The sequence below is a fragment of the Nocardia acididurans genome (assembly GCF_016741815.1).
GTDB classification, from domain to species: Bacteria; Actinomycetota; Actinomycetes; order Mycobacteriales; family Mycobacteriaceae; genus Nocardia; species Nocardia acididurans.
Genome location: NZ_JAERRJ010000009.1, coordinates 424,031 through 442,192 on the forward strand (window position 1 = coordinate 424,031; position 18,162 = coordinate 442,192).

The window sequence follows — 18,162 nt, forward strand, 5'->3', positions numbered from 1 at the left end:
ACTGCTGTCATGAGTTCCCGGCGTAGTTTCGGGGGTATCGAGGTTGGGCTCACCAACCTCGACAAGGTGCTGTATCCCGCCACGGGAACCACCAAAGGTGAAGTGATCGACTATTTCACGGCCATCGGCCCGGCCCTGCTGCCGCATATCGCGCAGCGCCCGGTGACGCGCAAACGCTGGCCGAATGGTGTCGAGGAGTCCTCGTTCTTCGAGAAGCATCTGCCCGATCACGCGCCGAAGTGGCTGGCGCGCCGCACCATTGAACATTCCGACCGGACGGTGGTGTACCCCCTCATCGACAACGAGGCGGGTATGGCCTGGCTCGGCCAGCAGGCGGCACTGGAACTGCATGTGCCGCAATGGCGTTTCGACGGCGCGGAGATGGGGCCGATCACCCGCCTGGTCTTCGATCTGGATCCCGGTCCGGGCGCGGGTCTGCCGCAGTGCGCGGAGGTGGCGCTCATCCTGCGCGATGTGGTGCGCGAGGTGGGGTTGGAGGCGTATCCGGTCACCAGTGGCAGCAAGGGAATTCACGTCTACGTCCGGCTCGATCGGGAACTCGGCCCGAACGGCGCGTCCGCCATCGCCAAGCAGGTGGCCACCAGCCTGCAGACCTTGCACCCCGAGCTGGTCACGGCCACCATGGCGAAATCCGCTCGCACCAACAAGGTTTTCCTGGACTGGAGCCAGAACAACCCCGCCAAGACCACCATCGCCCCGTACTCCCTGCGCGGCCGCGCCGAACCGTGGGTGGCGGCCCCGCGCACCTGGGACGAGATCGAGTCCCGGAAGAAGCTGCGGCACTTGCACTTCGAGGAGGTGCTGCGGCGCTGGCACGAGCAGGGCGATCTGCTCGCGGGGTTGGACGAGCCGCTGCCCGAGCCGAAAGAGGCTGAGCCGGAAGAGGCTGAGCAGGCCGGGGCCGAGCAGGGGACGGACGGATCCCGGGCCGGGCCGGATCGCCTCGACACCTACCGCGCCAAGCGGGACGCGGGCCGCACACCCGAACCCGTTCCGGCCACCGCGCCCACCCCCGGGCCGGGCAATCGCTATGTGGTGCAGCAGCATCGGGCGCGCCGCCTGCACTGGGATGTGCGTCTGGAGCGCGACGGCGTCCTGGTGTCCTGGGCCGTGCCGAAGGGTCCGCCCACCGACACCCACGAGAACCGCCTGGCCGTGCACACCGAGGATCATCCGCTGGAATACCTGGAGTTCCACGGCACGATTCCCAAGGGCGAGTACGGCGCCGGTGAGATGACCATCTGGGATTCCGGCACCTACGACACCGAGAAGTGGCGCGACGACGAGGTCATCGTGCGCTTCCACGGCGAGCGGCTGGACGGTCGCTACGCGCTCATCCAGACCAATGGCAATCAGTGGCTCATGCACCTGATGAAGGACCAGTCGGTTCCGGAAGGCAATGGCGCGCAGACCTATTCGGCGTCGAAGGGGAATGCGCCGTTCCCGCACGGGCTGAGCCCCATGCTCGCGACGCCCGGCGACGTCTCCACCCTGTCCGCCGACGACTGGGCCTTCGAGACCAAGTGGGACGGCTTCCGCCTGATCGCCGAGATCGAGGGCGGCGCGGTCACCCTGCACAGTCGCGCCGGTCATGTGGTGACGGGCCGCTATCCCGGCGTCGCGAGCCTGGGCGAGGAGCTGTCGGATCACCGTGTCGTGCTCGACGGCGAAGCGGTGGTGTTCGACGATCACGGCGGCGCGAATCTCGGTCTGCTGCGCGCGGATTCGAACAATGCGGTGTTCGTGGCCTTCGACATCCTCTATCTGGACGGCACCTCGCTGGTGCGCAAGCGCTACGAGGACCGCCGCCGGGTGCTCGAGGCCCTGGCCGCGCGCGCCCCGTCGCTGGAAGTGCCCGCGCGCCTGGAGGGTTCGGGCGCGCAGGCGCTGCGCTTCAGCCAGGAGCACGGCATGGAGGGCGTGGTCGCGAAACGCCGCGACTCGGTGTACCTGCCGGGTAAGCGCGGTCAATCCTGGCTCAAGACCCGCAACTGGCGCACCCTGCAGGTGGTGGTGGGCGGCTACCGCAGTTCGCGGAATCGGCAGTTCGCCTCGCTGCTGGTGGGTGTGCCGCACGATGGCGAGCTGTACTACCTCGGCCGGGTCGGCACCGGTTTCAGCGAGCAGGAGATGACCGAGCTGTCCTCGCGACTACGCCGCTTGGAACGTAAGACCAGCCCGTTCGGCAACGAGCTCAGCGTCGAGGAGCGCAAGGAGGCGGTGTGGGTGACGCCCAAACTCACCGGCACCGTGCGCTTCATGAACTGGACCGAGGCCGGACGCCTCTGGCATCCGGCGTGGATTCCGGCCTCGGACTGAGGGTTTCGGCTAGGCGGGCTTCTCCAGCAGCGGCGTGATGGTGTCCACGTCGGTGACCAGGGTGTGCCCCTGGAAGGCGAAATCGTCCCAGGCGCGGGCCATCGCGGGTTCGTCGCGGCCACCGACGGCGTCGCGCACCACGATCGGAATGAACCCCAGATCGGTGCCGTGGGTGACAGTCGGCGCGATGCCGATCTCTAGTGCGACGCCGGTGATGGCGTACGCCCCGATGCCCAGATCGCGCAGGGTGGAGGCGAGCGGTGTGCCCTCGAAAGCCGACATGGACGTCTTGTCGAAGACGATCTCGCCTTCCTGCGGCTGGAGTTCGGGCACCAGCTGGAACCCGGGCGTATCCCGCTGCAGGATGGGATGCACGGCCTCTACGGAGTCCACGCCCTGCCAGCTCATGGCCATCCGCAGCGCGAACGTGCCCATGAGCCGCTTGGGCAGGAACATGTGCCGCAGGAAGATGATCGGGTACCCGCCGCGCCGCGCGGCCTCCACCACTTTGACGACCTGCTCGATGATCTGCGGCCCATGCTCGAGCTGCCCGAGTACCCCGACCTGCATGTCATAGACGATCAGTGCCATGCGCCCCGGCGCACACACATCCTCGAGCGTTTCCGGAATGTCCAGTCCGTTTCCGCGCCGCATCACACGCTCCTCCGCCTCTCCGTGACTTCAGCGCACAGCTGAGAGCCGTTCACCGCCATGCACGCGTGCCGCGGGCATCGACCTGATCCATTCAGGGGGTACCCGGCGAGTTACCCGGATCCATGCGGAGATCAGTCGTCACCTTCCCGAATCCGAGCACGGTGGTCGTACCGGCATATCCTATGTCCGATTTTCATTGCGCGGCAGTCGGTTTCGCCCGCAACGCTCCGGCTACGACACGCGCAGGGCGTTGACCTGGAGTGATAGCCGCAGTAACTTGGGTGATCCGATGCGCCGGAGTAGAGGTCGGCGCGATCTGCGAGCCCGTAGTGCCTGGAGCGTCGGTGATAGGACGCTGGAGGCGTGATGCGGCGGGATGGCGCATGGTTCGGGGGATTCGCATGGAATTTTGCGGGAGGTTCGCCGAATTTCGGAGTGCAGCCGACCCTTCGATCCCGCTGGCGCATAGGGCTCATCGCGCTGGTGATGCTGGCCGCGGCGGTGCTCGTCATTCCGGTGACCCGGGCCGACATCCCCTATCCCGACGATGACCCGTTCTACGCGCAGCCCGCGAATCTGAGCGCGTACGCCGAGGGCGCGGTGCTGAATTCGCGTCCCATCTCGGTGCTGGGGTTGCCGCTGCCGGTGGCGGGCTGGCAGGTGCAGTACCGCACCACGGATTCGGCGGGCGATCCTGTCGCCGATATGACCACCGTGCTGTCCCCGCTGCTGCCGTGGCTGGGTCCGGGTACCCGGCCGCTGGTCACCTATCAGGTGGCCGAGGACAGTCTGGGCACCCGCTGCGCGCCGTCGTTCGCGCTGCGCGGCGGCCGCGACTGGTCCATTGTGAACACCCTGCTGGATGTGCCGTTCCTGGCGGAGATGCTGCGTCGCGGCTGGGCGGTGGTGGTCTCCGACTACGAGGGCCCGCAGTCGCGTTTCTTCGACGGCGTGAATTCCGGCCGGGCCGTGCTGGACGGGGTGCGGGCCGCGAAATCCTTCCCGCCGCTGGGGATCACGGATTCCAGCCCGCTGGGCGCGTGGGGGTATTCGGGTGGCGCGTTCGCCACGCTGTGGGCCATGCAGCTGCGGGAGGACTACGCGCCGGAGCTGTGGTTCGCGGGTGTGGCCTCCGGCGGGGTGCCGTCCGATATCCCCGCCATCGCCCGGGGCGCGGACGGCAGTGTGCAGGCGGGGCTGACCATGCTGATGGTCATCGCCATGGCGCGCAACGAATATGGCGTCGGCATTCCGGATCTGCTCAACGATGCCGGACGCGAGATGCTGGTTCGGGAGTCCGCGGCCTGCGGCTCGGATCTGGTGGCGCGCTACGCCTATCGGCAGGTGGACGAGTTCGCGGTGGATCCGGGCCTGCTGTGGCATCCGGTGTTCACCGCCGCCGTGGCGCGGCAGGAGTTGGGCGGCAATGCCCCCGATGTGCCGCTGTACCTGTATCACAGCACCACCGACGACGTCATTCCCATCGCGGGTTACGACGGTCTGGTGGCGCGCTATTGCGCTCTGGGAGCGAATGTTTCGGCGCTGCGTTCGGCGGTGCCGGGGCACAATCCGGCCGCGGTGCTGGAGTCGGTGGGCGCGATGAACTATCTGGGTGATCGGTTCGCGGGTGTGCCCGCGCCGTCCGGCTGCACCGTGCGGTAGTCGCAAGGGGGCGCGTCATCCCACTGCTGGGATGCGCGCCCCGCTTATGGCAACCGATTGGCTACCTTACTATTTGGCCCACTGGGTGGTTCCCGGCGCGGCCAGCAGCGTGCCGATGAGGCCGAAGCCCGCGATGACCAGAGCCGGGCCGCCGACCACGAGGGTGCCGATGATGCCGCCGAGGGTGGCGCCGGCGATGACGGTTCCGATTCCGGCGGGTCCGCCCGCGAAGCCGAGCAGCCCGACCACCGCGCCGATGCCGAGGCCGAGCAGGCTGCCGATGGCGGTGGCGATGCCGAACTGGCTGGCGAAGTTCTCCTGTGCGGCGAGATTCTCGGCGGGCGAGGCGACCTCGCGCACGGCCGGGCGCGCGGTGGAGGCGTCGCGGACGGCGGTGATCTCGAGCGTGCTGCCGTCACCGCTGACCGCGTACGGCAGCGCGTACTCCAGGTCGCCGTCGCGCAGCGACAGCGGCAGGGTGACCAGGGTGTTGCCGGCGTTGTCGTTGACGCTCACGGCGCCGCCGGAGACGGCGAAGCTACCGTTGGTGAGCTTGGTGACCACGGTGTTTCCGACGAGCTTCGATTCGTAGCTCACGTCCGGGGTTTCGGCGTGTGCGGTGCCCGCACCGGCGATTGCCACGGCCGTGACGACGGGCGCGGCAATGGCAGTGATCTTGCGCAGCATGGTGTTTCCAATCTTCATCAGGTTTCCGGCGCAACGCATTGCTCACACGAGCGATTCCCTCCCTGTGAGCCGTGTCGGCCGGATGAGGAAAGGCTGCTTGACCCCCTCGACCACATACGTTAGCGCCAGGTACCGACTTGTCGGAAAATTTTCGACTCGAGTGTCGATCAAATCAGCAGGTCGACACCGACGCCCAGCACGCACACCAGCGCCACCACGGTGAGCGCCACCGCATCGCGCCGGCCGGGCGACCACGGGCGTGCTGTCAGTTCGCCGGTGCCGCCGCGGGTGGTGATGGCCTCGCCGAGTTCGCCCGCCCGCCGGGTGGATACGGCCATGGCGGCGGTGAGGATGTCCACGAGCGGGTTCTCGGTGGCGAGCGCGAGCAGTGAGTCCTTCGGCCGCAGTTTGCGGGCGGCGCGCAGGATCCGCATCTCCTCGAGCAGCAGCGGCAGCCCGCGCAGGGTCAGCGCCACCACCACCGCCCATTCGTCCACCGGAATCCGATGCCGGACGCCGTTGCGCGTCCACCCGATTCGCTTCAGCGGCGCGGCGAGCTTGGCCAGCGCGGGCGCGACCTCGCCCATGGGGGTGGTCCACGCGATCAGGAAGGAGGCGAACAGCAGCACGAAGCCGAACAGCACCACGCGCGCGTACCGATCCAGCGCGGACGGGCCCACCGGCAGGTTGATCAGCGCCCCGATGAGGATGCCCAGCCACACCCACCACGGAAACCGCGGCATGGTGCCCAGGGGAAGCCGGGCCAGCAACCACACGGCGACCAGCAGGGCGATGCTGAATCCGATCATCCACCAGGACGGCCAGAACATCAGCAGCACGCTCACGGCGAAGGCCGAGATCATCTTGGTGCCCGCCCACAGCCGGTGCACGACACTGTCGACCGGAACCTCGCGCAGGATCACGGCGCTCATCGGTTGCCGCCCTTCAGGAGAATCGAGTGCTGTTCTGGCGCAAGGCGGTTCATCGCGACCCTCCATTGACGCCGGGCACGGGTACGACAGCCGCGGGCGCGGTGGCTGTTTCGAGGATGCGACCCTCGCGCAGGTGGACGGTCCGGTCGCACACCGCGGCCATATCCGAGACATCGTGCGATATGACGATCAGCGTGAGCCCGGAATCGCGTAGTCGCGCAAGGAGTTCCACCACGCCCGCGCGGCCCTCCGGATCCAGTCCGGCGAGCGGTTCGTCCAGCACCACCACCTGCGGGCGGCTCGCGACGATGGCCGCGAGCACCACGCGCTTGGCCTGCCCGCCGGACAGCGATTCGATGGAGCGTGACGCCAGCGCCCGGTCCAGGCCGACCGCGTCGAGGGCGCGGGCGACGGCGGTGGAACCGCGCCCGCCCCAGTCCTCGATCTCCTCGCCGACGGTCTGGCGCTGCAATTGCAGCCGGGAGTGCTGGAAGGCCAGCTGCACGGACCCGATTCGCTTGTGCGCCGGGTGTTTTCCGGTGAGCTCGTGCAGTTCGCACGCGCCCGCGGTGGGGGTGATCAGGCCGGCCATGATCCAGGCCAGCGTGGACTTGCCGGATCCGTTGCCGCCCACCACGAGCAGCGCCTCACCCTTGCGCACGGTCAGGTCGACGCCGTGCAGGGCGGGCGCCTCCCACGGGGTGCCCCGGTTGTAGGTGTGCCGGACGTCGCGCAGTTCCAGCACGGTGTCGCCCATGGGCCGCCGCCGCGCGTCGCGCACCGGGCGCGGCCACGCGGGCAGGTGGTCGACCGAGCGTCCGCGTTCCAGGTGCACGACGCGATCCGCCGCCACGGCATCGGCTTCGTGATGGGTGACCAGCACGACGGCCATGGCGTGCCGGCGCGGCAGATCCGCCAGCAGCGCCACCAGATCTCGCCGTCCCTCGGGATCGATCATGGAGGTGGCCTCGTCGGCGAGGAGCAGGGTGGGTTGCCGGGCCAGGGCGGCGGCCACCGCGAGCCGCTGCTGCTGGCCGCCGGACAGGGTGGCGGTCTCGCGGCCGCCCATGCCGCCGAGCCCGACTTCGTCGAGGAGCCCGTCGATGTCGACCTGTGCGGCGTCCGCGGTGGGCAGGCCCCACACCACGTCGTCGGCGACGAGGACGCCCAGGGTCTGACTTTCCGGGCGCTGCAACACCATCGCGGTGCCGCCGCGCAGCCCGAGTCCGGCCGAACCGGGGCGGGCGACGCTGCCGTAGGTGGGCGCGCGGCCGGCGAGAAGTCGTGTGAGCGTGGACTTTCCGGAGCCGTTGTGGCCCACCACCGCCACGAATTCGCCGACCTCGACGGTCAGGTCGATGCCCGAGAGCGCGTCGGCGCGCGCCCCGGGATAGCGAAAGGTGGCCTCCCGCAACGTGACCGGCAGCGGTGCGACCGGGCGGTCGTCGGGTGGCGCGTCGAGCAGATCGTCACGGCCGGGCAGCCAGGTGAGCCGGTCCAGCACCGATCCGAGCACGTACCAGGACACGATTCCGCTGAGCACGACCAGCACGACCACGCCGCCGCCGATCCACACCCACCACCAGTCCAGCATGCGTTCGGTGAAGTCGGCGACCGCCCGCCCCAGTGATTCGGTCGCGCCGTAACTCGCCGCGATCTCCTCGACGCCGCGCGCGGTATTCCGGATACTGTCGAACAGCAGTTGGCGTGACCGGGAGAACAGCAGCAGCATTCCGACGGAGACCAATGCCCCCAGCAGTCCGGCCAGCACAGACAGACCGAGCACCGCGAGGATTCCGCCGTGCCGCCGCTTGACCACGCCGATGATCCCGCCGACCACGGCGATGCCCACCACATTGGCCGCCGGCACCAGTCCCGCGGCCACGAAGGTGACCATCGTCCCGGCCACCGTCGCGGTCACCATGGACCGCACCCGCTGCCGGTAGGCCAGCAGCCCCATCGGCACCGCCGCCACGAACTGCAGGGCCGCCGCGAACGGCACCAGCGACCCCACCGTCACCAGTGCGACGGTCGCCCCGCCCAGCACGGCGCCATTGGCCAACTCGATCGGCCGCAATGGCCCGCGCTCGAAAACGGTCACGCGTACCAGTCTGCCGTGTGCGCACCCGAAGGTGCGTACACCGCACTACTCCGACAGTTCGGGAACGTGCGCCCGGTCCGCCTCCCGGGGTTCAGGGGCCAAGCCCCTGCGAGCCCGAGAGTTCCGTCTCCCTTCAGCTTGCAATCATGCGCAACTATGCATAGGTTTGTTCCTCGTGGGACATGATCATTCGCACGGCATCGCTCCTGAGAGCGCGTCCGGCAAATACCTGAGCCGGCTCGTGATGTCGCTGGGCATCGCGGTCGTCTTCATGGCGACCGAATTCATCGTCGCCTTCGTCACCGGCTCGCTCGCGCTGCTCTCCGACGCCGCGCACATGCTCACCGACGTGGTCGGCATCGCCATGGCCCTGTCGGCCATCCTGCTGGCCAAGCGCAGCCGCCCCACCTACACCCGCACCTTCGGCTACTACCGCGCCGAAGTCCTTGCGGCCCTGGCGAATGCGGTCCTGCTCTTCGGCGTCGCCATCTACGTCCTCTACGAGGCCATCGCCCGCATCGGCGAGCCCCCGGAGGTCCCCGGCTGGCCCGTCCTGATCGTGGGCGCGCTGGGCCTGGTGGCCAATATCGTCTCCTTCCTGCTGCTGCGCTCCGGCGCGCAGGAGAGCCTGAACATCCGCGGCGCGTACCTGGAAGTGTTCGCCGACATGATCGGCTCGTTCGGCGTGCTGATCTCCGCGGCCATCACCCTCACCACGGGCTGGCGCTACGCCGACATGATCATCGGCGTCGCCATCGGCTTCTGGGTGCTGCCCCGCACCTGGGTGCTGGCGCGCCGCTCGCTGCGAATCCTGTTCCAGCACAGCCCCGAGGGCATGGACGTGGAGCAGATCGCCACCGCCCTGCAGGCCGTCCCCGGCGTCTCCGACGTCCACGACCTGCACGTCTGGACCCTCACCTCCGGTATGGAGGTGGCCTCGGCGCACATCACCGTCATGAAGGACCACTCCGGTGACGAGGTGCTGCGCGCCGCCCAGCACGTACTGGCCCACGACTTCCACATCGAGCACGCGACCCTGCAGGTGGAGGGCGAGGATTCGGCCCGCCGCTGCGAGGAGCTCAGCTGGTAGCGCGCGGGCGCGTGGCGTGCGTACGCCACAGCCTCAGGGCGTGCGGGTCAGCTCGAAGTCGGTGAGCCGCACCTTGCGCGTGCGCCGCCGGTAACTGCGGGTGGTTCCCGGCCAGTTGTTGGTGATCCGCCCGGACGCCGTCCGATACCAGCTGGTGCAGAAGTTCCACGGTGTCTTGGCCAGTCGCTCCTGCAGCGCGGTGTTGAATGCCCGCTCGGTCCGCGCTTTCACCTCCAGCGTGTGCCCCGGGTGTTCGCCCAGCACCTGCACGGCATGCCGGATGTAGCGCGCCTGCGACTCGATCATGTAGATGATCGACCCCACACCGAGATTCGTGTTCGGCCCGTACACCAGGAACATATTCGGGAAGTGCGGCACCGTGATTCCGAGGTGCGCGTGCGCCCCGTCCGCCCACTCGTCGGCGAGAGTGCGCCCGCCTCGCCCGCGAATCTTCATGGGCCACAGGAATTCCGTGCCCTTGAACCCGGTCCCGTAGATGATCACGTCGACCTCGTGCACGACCCCGTCGGCGGTCCGCACCCCCTCCGGCACGATCTCGCTGATGGCGGTGGTCTCCACCCGCACGTTGGGCTCGGTGAGCGCCGGATAGTAGTCGTTGGAGAACAGCCCCCGCTTGCATCCGATCGGATAGTCGGGAGTCAGCTTGGCCCGCAACACCGGATCGGTGACCTGCTCCTCCAGATGCCGTTGCGCGATGCCCGACACCACCCGCACGATCCCCGGGAACTCCACCAGCCCCAGCGCCACCGTCTCCCCGATGCCCCACCACCAGAACCGTTCCGCCGCGGGCAATCCCGGAACGTGCAACAGCACCCGCTGATGCACGGGTTTGTAATCGGTGTCGAACTTCGGCAGCACCCAGGCGGCGGTCCGCTGAAACAGGGTGAGCCGCTCCACCTTCGGCTGGATCTCCGGCACGTACTGAATCGCGCTGGCCCCGGTGCCGATACAGGCCACCCGCTTGCCCGCGAGCTCCACCCCGTGATCCCACAGCGCCGAGTGGAACGAGTCTCCCGCGAAGCGCTCGATCCCCGCGATCGCGGGCATGGCGGGCCGCGACAGCTGCCCGACCGCCGAGATCAGCACATCGGCGGTCCGAGCGGACCCGTCGGCGGTCCGCACCGTCCACCGCCCACTCTCGTCCTCGAATTCGCATTCGACGACCTCGGCCCCGAACTCGATCGACTTCAACAGCCCGTGCCGCTCCGCCACCCCGCGCATGTACTCCCAGATGTCCTCCCGCCCCGAATACCGCTGCCGCCACTCGGGCTTCGGCTCCTTCGAGAACGAATACAGCGGCGAGGGCACATCACAGGCCGCCCCCGGGTACGTGTTCTCCCGCCACACCCCGCCCAGGTCCCCCGCCCGCTCCAGAATGGTGAATTCCCGGAACCCGTTGCGCTGCAATTCGATAGCCATTCCGAGGCCCCCGAACCCGGCCCCGATGATGATGATCGACGGCATGTGCTCCTCCTCGCAGCGGACACTGCTTCCACTGTAGGAGTGAGGGACCGGTCCTCACATCATCTCGGCCCGAATTCCGGTGACTACGCGAGCGGGGGAGCTGGTCCCGGCGAATCCGCACTGTTTCCAATTGAGGTTTTCGGCCATACTCTGGTGGTATGAGCAGGGTGCAGGAGGCGGGGATTCGCGACTGGGATTTCCCACGCGGAATCGCGAGTGTGGCGCTCATGGTGGGGTATGCGGGCGAGCAGGGGGTGCCCCAGGCGCGCATGCTCGAGGGGAGCGGGCTGGCCGCCGCGCAACTGGCGGATCCGGACGCGCAGATCGACGCGCGCACCGAATTGGCGGTGATCCGGAATCTGGTGCGGGAGTTGGGGGATCGGCCGAATCTGGGACTGCAGGTGGGGCGGCGGTATCGGATCACCACGTTCGGCATCTTCGGATTCGCCTGTGTCAGCAGTCCGACGCTGGGGGAGGCGATCGCGTTCGCTCTGCGGTATCTGGAGCTGAGTTTCACCTTCTGTATTCCGGTTGCCCGCTGGCGGCCGGGTGAGTTCGTCGCGCGGATTCATGATGAGCGCGTGCCGGCGGATGTGCGCCGATTTCTGGTGGAGCGGGACGTGTCGGCCATGCATCAGGTGCTGTGCGACCTCATGGGCCACCGGGTGGAATTGATCCGCGCCGACTTCGATTTCCCCGCGCCCGACGATATCGAGCCGTACCTCGAAATCTACGGCCTACGACCGCATTTCGAGCAGCCGCACAATCTGTTCACGCTGGATCCGATGGTGCTGGAGAAGCCGCTGCCGCAGGCCAACGAGCACACCTGGGCCATGTGCCTGGCGCAGTGCCGCGAGCTGGTGTCGCGGCGGCGGGCCCGCACGGGTATCGCGGCGGAGGTGCGCGGCCTGCTGGTGCCGCGCGGCGGTATCGACGGTTTCGCGCAGCCACCCGGAATCGATGCGGTGGCAAAGGATCTCAATATGAGCACGCGCACCCTGCGCAGGCATCTGGATGCGGCGGGGACCAGCTATCGCGCCCTGCTGGACGAGGTCCGCCGCGCGCTGGCGGAGGAGATGCTCACCGCCACACCGCTTTCGGTGAGCGATGTGGCCATCCGGCTCGGTTACGCGGAGGCGTCCACCTTCATCCACGCCTTCAAGAGGTGGACGGGCACAACGCCTTCCGCCTACCGCCGGGCCGCGGTCACTCCTGGGGTTCGCTGAGCCATCCGCCCATGGCGATGGGCCGGAACGTCGAGAGCAGCCGCCCGTCCCGCACGGAATGGAAGATCAGCGAGGGATCGGGCGCGAAGTCGATGGGCACGTGTCCCGGTGCGGCCGTTTCCCATTCGCAGCCGATGGTGGAGGAGACGCTGGGCGCGACGATCAGCGGCTTACCCGCGAAGCTGGTGACCAGGCCGGAGTGCACGTGCCCGGTGATCACCCCCGCGATGCGGTGATCGCCCGCCACGATGTCGGCCAGTCGTTCCGGATTGGTGAGCCGGATGTGGTCGACCACGGTGCTGTGCACGGGAACCGGCGGGTGATGCAGGCCGATCAGCACGGTCTCGTCCGCGGGCGCGGCGGCGAGCAGTTCGGCCAGGAAGTCGTAGGTCTCGTCCTCGAGCAGGCCCTCCGGCTTGCCGGGAATGCTGGAGTCGAGCAGGGCCAGGGTGAGCCCGTTGACGCTGTGCGACTGGTTGATGGGCGCGTAGGACGGCTCCTCGCCGTAGAGCACGGTGCGCATATTGCCGCGGTCGTCGTGATTGCCCGGCAGGATCAGCACCGGGATATCGGCGGTGAGCGCCGCGCGGGCCTGCCGGTACTCCTCGATCTCGCCCTCGTCGGCGATATCCCCGGTGACGACGATGACGTCGGGCCTGGTCGGCAGGTCTGCGATGAAGGCCATCACCCGTTCGGCGCGTTCCACATTGCGTGCGGCCATGTTGAAGTGGGTGTCACTGAGGTGTGCCAGCAGAACCATCGCTGTTCGCTTTCTGTGTAGGGCCGCATCGTTGCGCCCGAACGCGACCACGCGCCCCGCGGTCACGCCATCAGGCTAGATGACCTGCCCGTATGCGGTCTCGGTGAGACTCGCCACCGAATATAGCGATAGGGCATCAATGCCTGTCCGCGGTGGCGCGGCTCATGAGTTCGGATGCGGTGCCGAGTATTTGCCCGGGAGTGTCGGTCAGGGGTTCGCCGCCGATCTGCCAGAAGTCCGCGCCGGGCGCGGCCTCCAGATCCAGGACCGCGGGGGAGCGCCACGGTGCGTCGAGTCTCAGCCGCCACGAATGGAGATACGTGCGCTGGTGCGTTCCGGATCTGTCGAACAGCGGATCGCCCACGATGGCGTGCCCGATCCAGGCCAGGTGCACGCGAATCTGATGCCGGCGGCCGGTGATCGGGCGCAGTGCGAGCACGGTGTGGCCGGACGTGCGCGCCACGGTGACGAATTCGGTGACCGACGGATAGTTCTTGCCCGCCGCCACATCCGACTCGTCGACCCGCCAGGTGTCGCCGGCACGGCGAATGCTCTCGCGGGGCGCGGCGATCCGCACCCGATTCTTGCGCCCCACGCTCAGCGGCAGGTCGATGACGCCGCGTTCGGGCAGCTCACCCGCTTCGACGACCGCCAGATACGCCTTCTCGGCGGTCCGCTTGTTGAACTGCCGCGTCAGCTGTCCGTGCGCGGTCAGCTCCTTGGCGAGCAGCACCAGCCCGGAGGTCACCTTGTCGATGCGGTGCACCGGGTACAGCGTCTCGCCCTGCCCGGCGGCGAGCTCCACGATGTCGGTGTCGTGGCGCTCGCCGGTGACCGAGATTCCGGCGGGCTTGTTCAGGGCCAGCACCGCCTCGTCTTCGAGGAGCAGGCACTGTTTCCGCAGTTCGGGCCAACGCGATTCCACCCGGACCAGGGTAGTGAACGGCTAGGCGGTCGCTGCTTCCAGCTCGGCCAGGCCGGCCTCCAGCAGATCGGGGAACCGATCGAGATCGGGCACGGTGCGACGGCAGCCGACGAGACCGAAATCGAGGTGATCGCCATTGGTGGTGAGGGTGATGTTCATGGCCTGCGAGTCGAACGGAATCGACAGCGGATAGTTGGCGTCCAGCCGCGCGCCCTGCATATAGACCGGCTTGCGCGGCCCCGGCACGTTCGAGATCACCAGATTGAACGGCACCCGCGGCATCCCGTCGAGGCCCGGCAGCTGCGTCAGCCCCAGCGGCGACATGAGCAGCGCCGACAGCGCGATGGCCTCCAGCTTCGGCAGCTGCGTGAAGACCTGCTTGGTATCGCGCATGGAGGTGCTGATGGCCGTCAGCCGCCGCGCCGGATCCGCGATGTGCGTGTTCAGATTCGCCAGGCAGGCGGCCACCATATTGCCTTCGGAGCTGTCGGCCTCGGCGGCGCTGCGCACATTGACCGGCACCATGGCGATCAGCGGCTCGTCCGGCAGGGCGTCGTGTTCGAGCAGGTAAGCGCGCAGCGCGGCGGCGCTCATGGCCAGCACGACATCGTTGACGGTCGCCCCGGTGGCGCGCCGCACGGCATTGACCCGTTCGATCGGCCAGGACCGCACCGCGATACGCCGCGCCCCGCCGATGGGCACGTTGAACATGGTGCGCGGCGCGGACATCGGCAGCGTGAGCCTGCCGTCCACCGCGCCCCGCAGCGGCGCGGCGATCGATCGCGTGCTGCGCAGGATGCCCGGGACCGCCTTGCGTAGTTGCTGCCAAGGGTTTTCGGCTTCGGCGGGTTCGCGGTCGACGGGCGGCAGCCCCCACGGCACGCGGACCCGGGTGTCGAACGGGTCCTCGGTGAGGGTGCGCAGCAGCAGTCGCATGGCCGAGACGCCGTCGATGAGCGCGTGGTGCATCTTCATGTAGACGGCGAAGCGGCCGTCGTCCAGCCCCTCGATGAGCCGGCCCTCCCACAGCGGCCGGTGCCGGTCCAGCAGGGTGCCGTGCAGTCGTTCGGTGAGATCCAGCAGATCCGCCATGCCGCCCGGTGCGGGCAGGGCGCAGCGGCGCAGGTGGTACTGCAGATCCACTTTTTCGGCGTGCGACCAGGCGATGCTGGAGAAGCCGCCGAAGGTGCGGCTGGGGTGCCGCCGGTAGCGGGTGCGCACCTCGTCGACGGCGGCCATATCGCGGTACAGGGTGCGGGTGAAGTCGGGGGCGGCGTCGGCGGGAGGTTCGAACAGTTGCAGTCCGCCGACGTGCATGGGGTGTTCGCGGGATTCGAATGCCAGGAAGATCGCGTCGATCGGGTTCAGAAGATCCATCGGTTTCGCCTATGCCGGTGGGAGCAAGGATGCCCAGTTGTGTACGGTCCGGCGACGCTGCCCCCCGCGGCCTGAAATGTGAATCAGGTTATCACTCTGGGGGATACGAAGGACATGCTGATCGTGGTGCGGCGACCGTGCGTGAAGGGGTGCACCCGGTGCAGGGTGGTGGCGGCGCGCAGCAGATAGAGGTCGCCCGGGACGAGTTCCCAGGAGTGGATGGGGTTGCGGGTGAGGGTGCGGTACACACCGCCTTCGAGGGGCTGGTCCCGCCGGGTGTGCGCGACCGTCTGCACGAAGCCTCCGGCCGCCAGCTCCGGGCATTCGACGATCAGGACGAGTTCGAAAGGGTAATCGGCCCAACGCCATTGGTCGGGCGGGTCGTCGTGATGGCGGCGGCGCACCGCGTAGCCGTGCGGCGGCGGGCCGGGCCGGACCTCCTCGGCGGCTACGTCGGATAGCTTGTGCCACAACATTTCACAGTTGTAGAGCTGCGGTATCCAGTTGCCGTGCGCGGTGACCTCGCGATGCGACAGGTCGACGGAGTGGGGTGTTTCTCCCTCGGGCGGTGTGTTCCACTGCCGGTGCTGATCGATCAGGGCCAGCGCCTCGGCCGCGAGGCTGCGTTTCACCCGGTGCGGCAGCAGATAGCCGAGCCGCGCGATTCCGGTCTCGGCCAAGCGGTCTCGCCCGTGACGCAGGGCTGCGGGATCTACTGCGGCCAGGTGTTTGCGGGCCACGTCGAGTGTGCTGTGGAACTGCACGATCTCGATTGTAATCCCTTGTCGTACAACGATTGTGGATTCGATCACGGCATTCGATCACGATCGGGGCACGCCGCCCCCGGCGCCGGCTTCGATTCGAACCCGTGACCTGCTGTTTTCGGCGCGTCGGACGGCCGGTGCGACCCCCTGGGCGGTAGCTTGAAATTCGCTATGGGCGACTACGGGCATGAGCTGAGGTTCGGGATCTTCGTTCCGCCCGAGGCGGCGCGGGAACGGTCGCTGCTGCGGCTGATCCGGCTGTCCGACGAGATCGGGCTGGAAGTGCTGGCGGTACAGGATCATCCGTATCAACCCGCCTTCCTCGACACCTGGACCCTGCTGTCCTACGTCGCGGCGACCACCCGCAACATCACCCTGCTCCCGGCGGTAGCCAATCTGCCGCTGCGCCCGCCCGCCGTACTCGCGCGCAGTGTCACCACCCTCGACATCCTCAGCGGCGGCCGGATCGAACTCGGACTGGGCGCGGGCGCGTTCTGGGATGCCATCGACGCCATGGGTGGTGAGAAGCGCACCCCGGGGCAGGCTCTGCGGGCCTTGCGGGAGGCGATCACCGTCATCCGGGCGCTGTGGGGTGAGGGCCGGCCGGTCGTCGACGGTGAGTTCTATCGGCTGCGGGGCGCGAAAGCCGGTCCGCCGCCGCCCCGCCGGGTGGGCATCTGGCTGGGCGTGTACGGCCCGAAAGCCCTGCGCCTGGCGGGTGAGCTGGCCGACGGCTGGCTCGGCGGCTACACCTACGCGCCGCCCGACATGCTGTCGCGGCTGATGAACGGCATCGACACCGGCGCGCGGGAGGCCGGGCGGGTGCCGGGCCTGATCCGCCGCGCCTATGTCATCGACCCGTCCATGACCGTGCAGCAGTTGACCGAGGTCGCGCTCGCCGACGGCATCAGCGAATTCCTGCTGCCCGTGGCTCCGGACGGGGAGTGGGAGACGCAGCGGTACGCGGCCGAGACGGCTCCGGCGGTGCGCGCGGCCGTAGCCGCGGCGCGGGTGTGACCGTGCCCGGCGCGGAGGTGACGGCGCTGCTCACGCGGTATCCGGCGGTAATCCAGAGTCCTGGCTGTTCGGTTCGGAGTGTTCTCTGCCAGAATCGAATTGCTGTGAGTACGCTAGGCGCCGATCAACGCAGGTTCCGGAGCGGGTAACACGAGCTGCGGACCGTCTTCGAGGAGGATGTGGTGACTGCCGTAGCTCCCAAGCCGGAACCGGAATTGCAGGCCCAACGGCCTTATCCGCCCCGCCTGGGTCCCAAGGGCTCGTTCATCTACAAGGCCGTGACGACCACCGACCCCAAGGTGCTCGGCGTCATGTACCTGACCACCGCTATCTCGTTCTTCATGATCGGTGGCCTGATGGCCCTGCTCATGCGCGGCGAGCTGGCGCGCCCGGGTATGCAGTTCCTGTCCACGGAGCAGTTCAATCAGCTGTTCACCATGCACGGCACGATCATGCTGCTGTTCTACGCGACGGCCATCGTGTTCGGTTTCGCGAACCTGGTGCTGCCCTTGCAGATCGGCGCGCCCGACGTGGCGTTCCCGCGTCTGAACGCCTTCAGCTACTGGCTGTACCTGTTCGGCGCGACCATGGCGACGGCCGGTTTCATCACCCCCGGCGGCGCGGCCGACTTCGGCTGGACCGCCTACACCCCGCTGTCGGACATGGTGCATTCCCCGGGTGTCGGCGCTGATCTCTGGATTCTGGGCCTGGCGGTCTCGGGTCTGGGCACCATCCTCGGCGGCGTCAACATGATCACCACGGTGGTCTGCCTGCGCTGCCCGGGCATGACCCTGTTCCGGATGCCGATCTTCACCTGGAACATCATGATCACCAGCATCCTGGTGCTGCTGGCCTTCCCGATCCTCACGGCGGCCTTGTTCGCGCTGGCCTACGACCGGCATCTGGGCGGCCACATCTACGACCCGTCCAGCGGCGGCTCGCTCCTCTACCAGCATCTGTTCTGGTACTTCGGGCACCCCGAGGTGTACATCATCGCGCTGCCGTTCTTCGGCATCGTGTCGGAGATCTACCCGGTCTTCTCGCGCAAGCCGATCTTCGGCTACACCACGCTCGTTTACGCGACGATGGCCATCGCGGCGCTGTCGATCGCGGTGTGGGCGCATCACATGTACGCGACCGGT

The 18,162-nt window shown here is 68.2% G+C and carries 15 protein-coding genes; 6 read left to right on the forward strand and 9 right to left on the reverse strand.

Annotated elements, in window-relative coordinates; genetic code table 11:
* The first annotated feature begins 9 nt into the window (after positions 1-9).
* On the forward strand, positions 10-2,340 hold the full coding sequence (locus tag JK358_RS25130) for an ATP-dependent DNA ligase (RefSeq protein ID WP_201951310.1): 2,331 nt from the start codon (positions 10-12) through the stop codon (positions 2,338-2,340).
* A gap of 9 nt (positions 2,341-2,349) precedes the next feature.
* Here JK358_RS25130 and JK358_RS25135 read toward each other — a convergent pair whose 3' ends face one another.
* Positions 2,350-2,994, reverse strand: a complete 645-nt coding sequence (locus JK358_RS25135) for a cysteine hydrolase family protein (protein WP_201951313.1) — start codon at positions 2,992-2,994, stop codon at positions 2,350-2,352.
* A 435-nt stretch (positions 2,995-3,429) separates the two neighbouring features.
* On the opposite strand from JK358_RS25135, the gene JK358_RS39445 reads away from it, so the two are divergent.
* A complete protein-coding gene (locus JK358_RS39445; protein WP_201951315.1) occupies positions 3,430-4,656 on the forward strand; it encodes a lipase family protein in 1,227 nt (408 codons plus the stop codon).
* 69 nt (positions 4,657-4,725) lie between these two features.
* Here JK358_RS39445 and JK358_RS25145 read toward each other — a convergent pair whose 3' ends face one another.
* From JK358_RS25145 to JK358_RS25155, 3 genes are all read right to left on the reverse strand, one after another.
* Positions 4,726-5,361: a DUF8020 domain-containing protein gene (locus JK358_RS25145; protein ID WP_232851797.1), complete on the reverse strand. Its 636-nt coding sequence runs from the start codon at positions 5,359-5,361 to the stop codon at positions 4,726-4,728.
* A 149-nt stretch (positions 5,362-5,510) separates the two neighbouring features.
* Positions 5,511-6,275 (reverse strand): CbiQ family ECF transporter T component, encoded by a 765-nt coding sequence (locus JK358_RS25150; RefSeq protein ID WP_201951318.1) that lies wholly within the window; start codon positions 6,273-6,275, stop codon positions 5,511-5,513.
* Positions 6,276-6,324: 49 nt separating this feature from the next.
* Positions 6,325-8,376 (reverse strand): ABC transporter ATP-binding protein, encoded by a 2,052-nt coding sequence (locus tag JK358_RS25155; RefSeq protein WP_307817720.1) that lies wholly within the window; start codon positions 8,374-8,376, stop codon positions 6,325-6,327.
* A 175-nt stretch (positions 8,377-8,551) separates the two neighbouring features.
* On the opposite strand from JK358_RS25155, the gene JK358_RS25160 reads away from it, so the two are divergent.
* Positions 8,552-9,466, forward strand: coding sequence for a cation diffusion facilitator family transporter (locus JK358_RS25160; RefSeq protein ID WP_201951321.1), 915 nt, complete (start codon positions 8,552-8,554; stop codon positions 9,464-9,466).
* Positions 9,467-9,499: 33 nt separating this feature from the next.
* Here JK358_RS25160 and JK358_RS25165 read toward each other — a convergent pair whose 3' ends face one another.
* Complete coding sequence (locus JK358_RS25165) at positions 9,500-10,951, reverse strand: flavin-containing monooxygenase (protein ID WP_201951324.1); 1,452 nt, start codon at positions 10,949-10,951, stop codon at positions 9,500-9,502.
* Between the two features lie 158 nt (positions 10,952-11,109).
* Here JK358_RS25165 and JK358_RS25170 point away from each other — a divergent pair, with 158 nt between their 5' ends.
* Positions 11,110-12,177: an AraC family transcriptional regulator gene (locus JK358_RS25170; protein WP_201951326.1), complete on the forward strand. Its 1,068-nt coding sequence runs from the start codon at positions 11,110-11,112 to the stop codon at positions 12,175-12,177.
* On the opposite strand, the gene JK358_RS25175 is transcribed toward JK358_RS25170, so the two are convergent.
* The 4 genes from JK358_RS25175 to JK358_RS25190 form a co-directional block, all read right to left on the reverse strand.
* Positions 12,158-12,937: a metallophosphoesterase gene (locus JK358_RS25175; RefSeq protein WP_201951328.1), complete on the reverse strand. Its 780-nt coding sequence runs from the start codon at positions 12,935-12,937 to the stop codon at positions 12,158-12,160. The two genes, JK358_RS25170 and JK358_RS25175, sit on opposite strands and share 20 nt — an antisense overlap.
* A 136-nt stretch (positions 12,938-13,073) precedes the next feature.
* Positions 13,074-13,862 (reverse strand): RluA family pseudouridine synthase, encoded by a 789-nt coding sequence (locus JK358_RS25180; protein ID WP_201951330.1) that lies wholly within the window; start codon positions 13,860-13,862, stop codon positions 13,074-13,076.
* Positions 13,863-13,883: 21 nt separating this feature from the next.
* Positions 13,884-15,239, reverse strand: coding sequence for a WS/DGAT/MGAT family O-acyltransferase (locus JK358_RS25185; protein ID WP_201951331.1), 1,356 nt, complete (start codon positions 15,237-15,239; stop codon positions 13,884-13,886).
* 83 nt (positions 15,240-15,322) lie between these two features.
* Complete coding sequence (locus JK358_RS25190) at positions 15,323-16,003, reverse strand: HalD/BesD family halogenase (RefSeq protein WP_201951333.1); 681 nt, start codon at positions 16,001-16,003, stop codon at positions 15,323-15,325.
* Between the two features lie 159 nt (positions 16,004-16,162).
* Here JK358_RS25190 and JK358_RS25195 point away from each other — a divergent pair, with 159 nt between their 5' ends.
* Positions 16,163-17,020, forward strand: a complete 858-nt coding sequence (locus tag JK358_RS25195; RefSeq protein ID WP_307817721.1) for an LLM class flavin-dependent oxidoreductase — start codon at positions 16,163-16,165, stop codon at positions 17,018-17,020.
* 182 nt (positions 17,021-17,202) lie between these two features.
* Positions 17,203-18,162, forward strand: a 960-nt coding sequence (locus tag JK358_RS25200; protein ID WP_201951337.1) for a cbb3-type cytochrome c oxidase subunit I, incomplete at its 3' end; no start/stop codon positions are given.

Coding starts and splice junctions, on each gene's coding strand:
- JK358_RS25135 (WP_201951313.1), bottom strand. CDS start 2,994: ATGCGGCGCGGAAACGGACTGGACATTCCGGAAACGCTCGAGGATGTG.
- JK358_RS25165 (WP_201951324.1), bottom strand. CDS start 10,951: ATGCCGTCGATCATCATCATCGGGGCCGGGTTCGGGGGCCTCGGAATG.
- JK358_RS25170 (WP_201951326.1), top strand. CDS start 11,110: ATGAGCAGGGTGCAGGAGGCGGGGATTCGCGACTGGGATTTCCCACGC.
- JK358_RS25175 (WP_201951328.1), bottom strand. CDS start 12,937: ATGGTTCTGCTGGCACACCTCAGTGACACCCACTTCAACATGGCCGCA.
- JK358_RS25145 (WP_232851797.1), bottom strand. CDS start 5,361: ATGAAGATTGGAAACACCATGCTGCGCAAGATCACTGCCATTGCCGCG.
- JK358_RS25150 (WP_201951318.1), bottom strand. CDS start 6,275: ATGAGCGCCGTGATCCTGCGCGAGGTTCCGGTCGACAGTGTCGTGCAC.
- JK358_RS25130 (WP_201951310.1), top strand. CDS start 10: ATGAGTTCCCGGCGTAGTTTCGGGGGTATCGAGGTTGGGCTCACCAAC.
- JK358_RS25185 (WP_201951331.1), bottom strand. CDS start 15,239: ATGGATCTTCTGAACCCGATCGACGCGATCTTCCTGGCATTCGAATCC.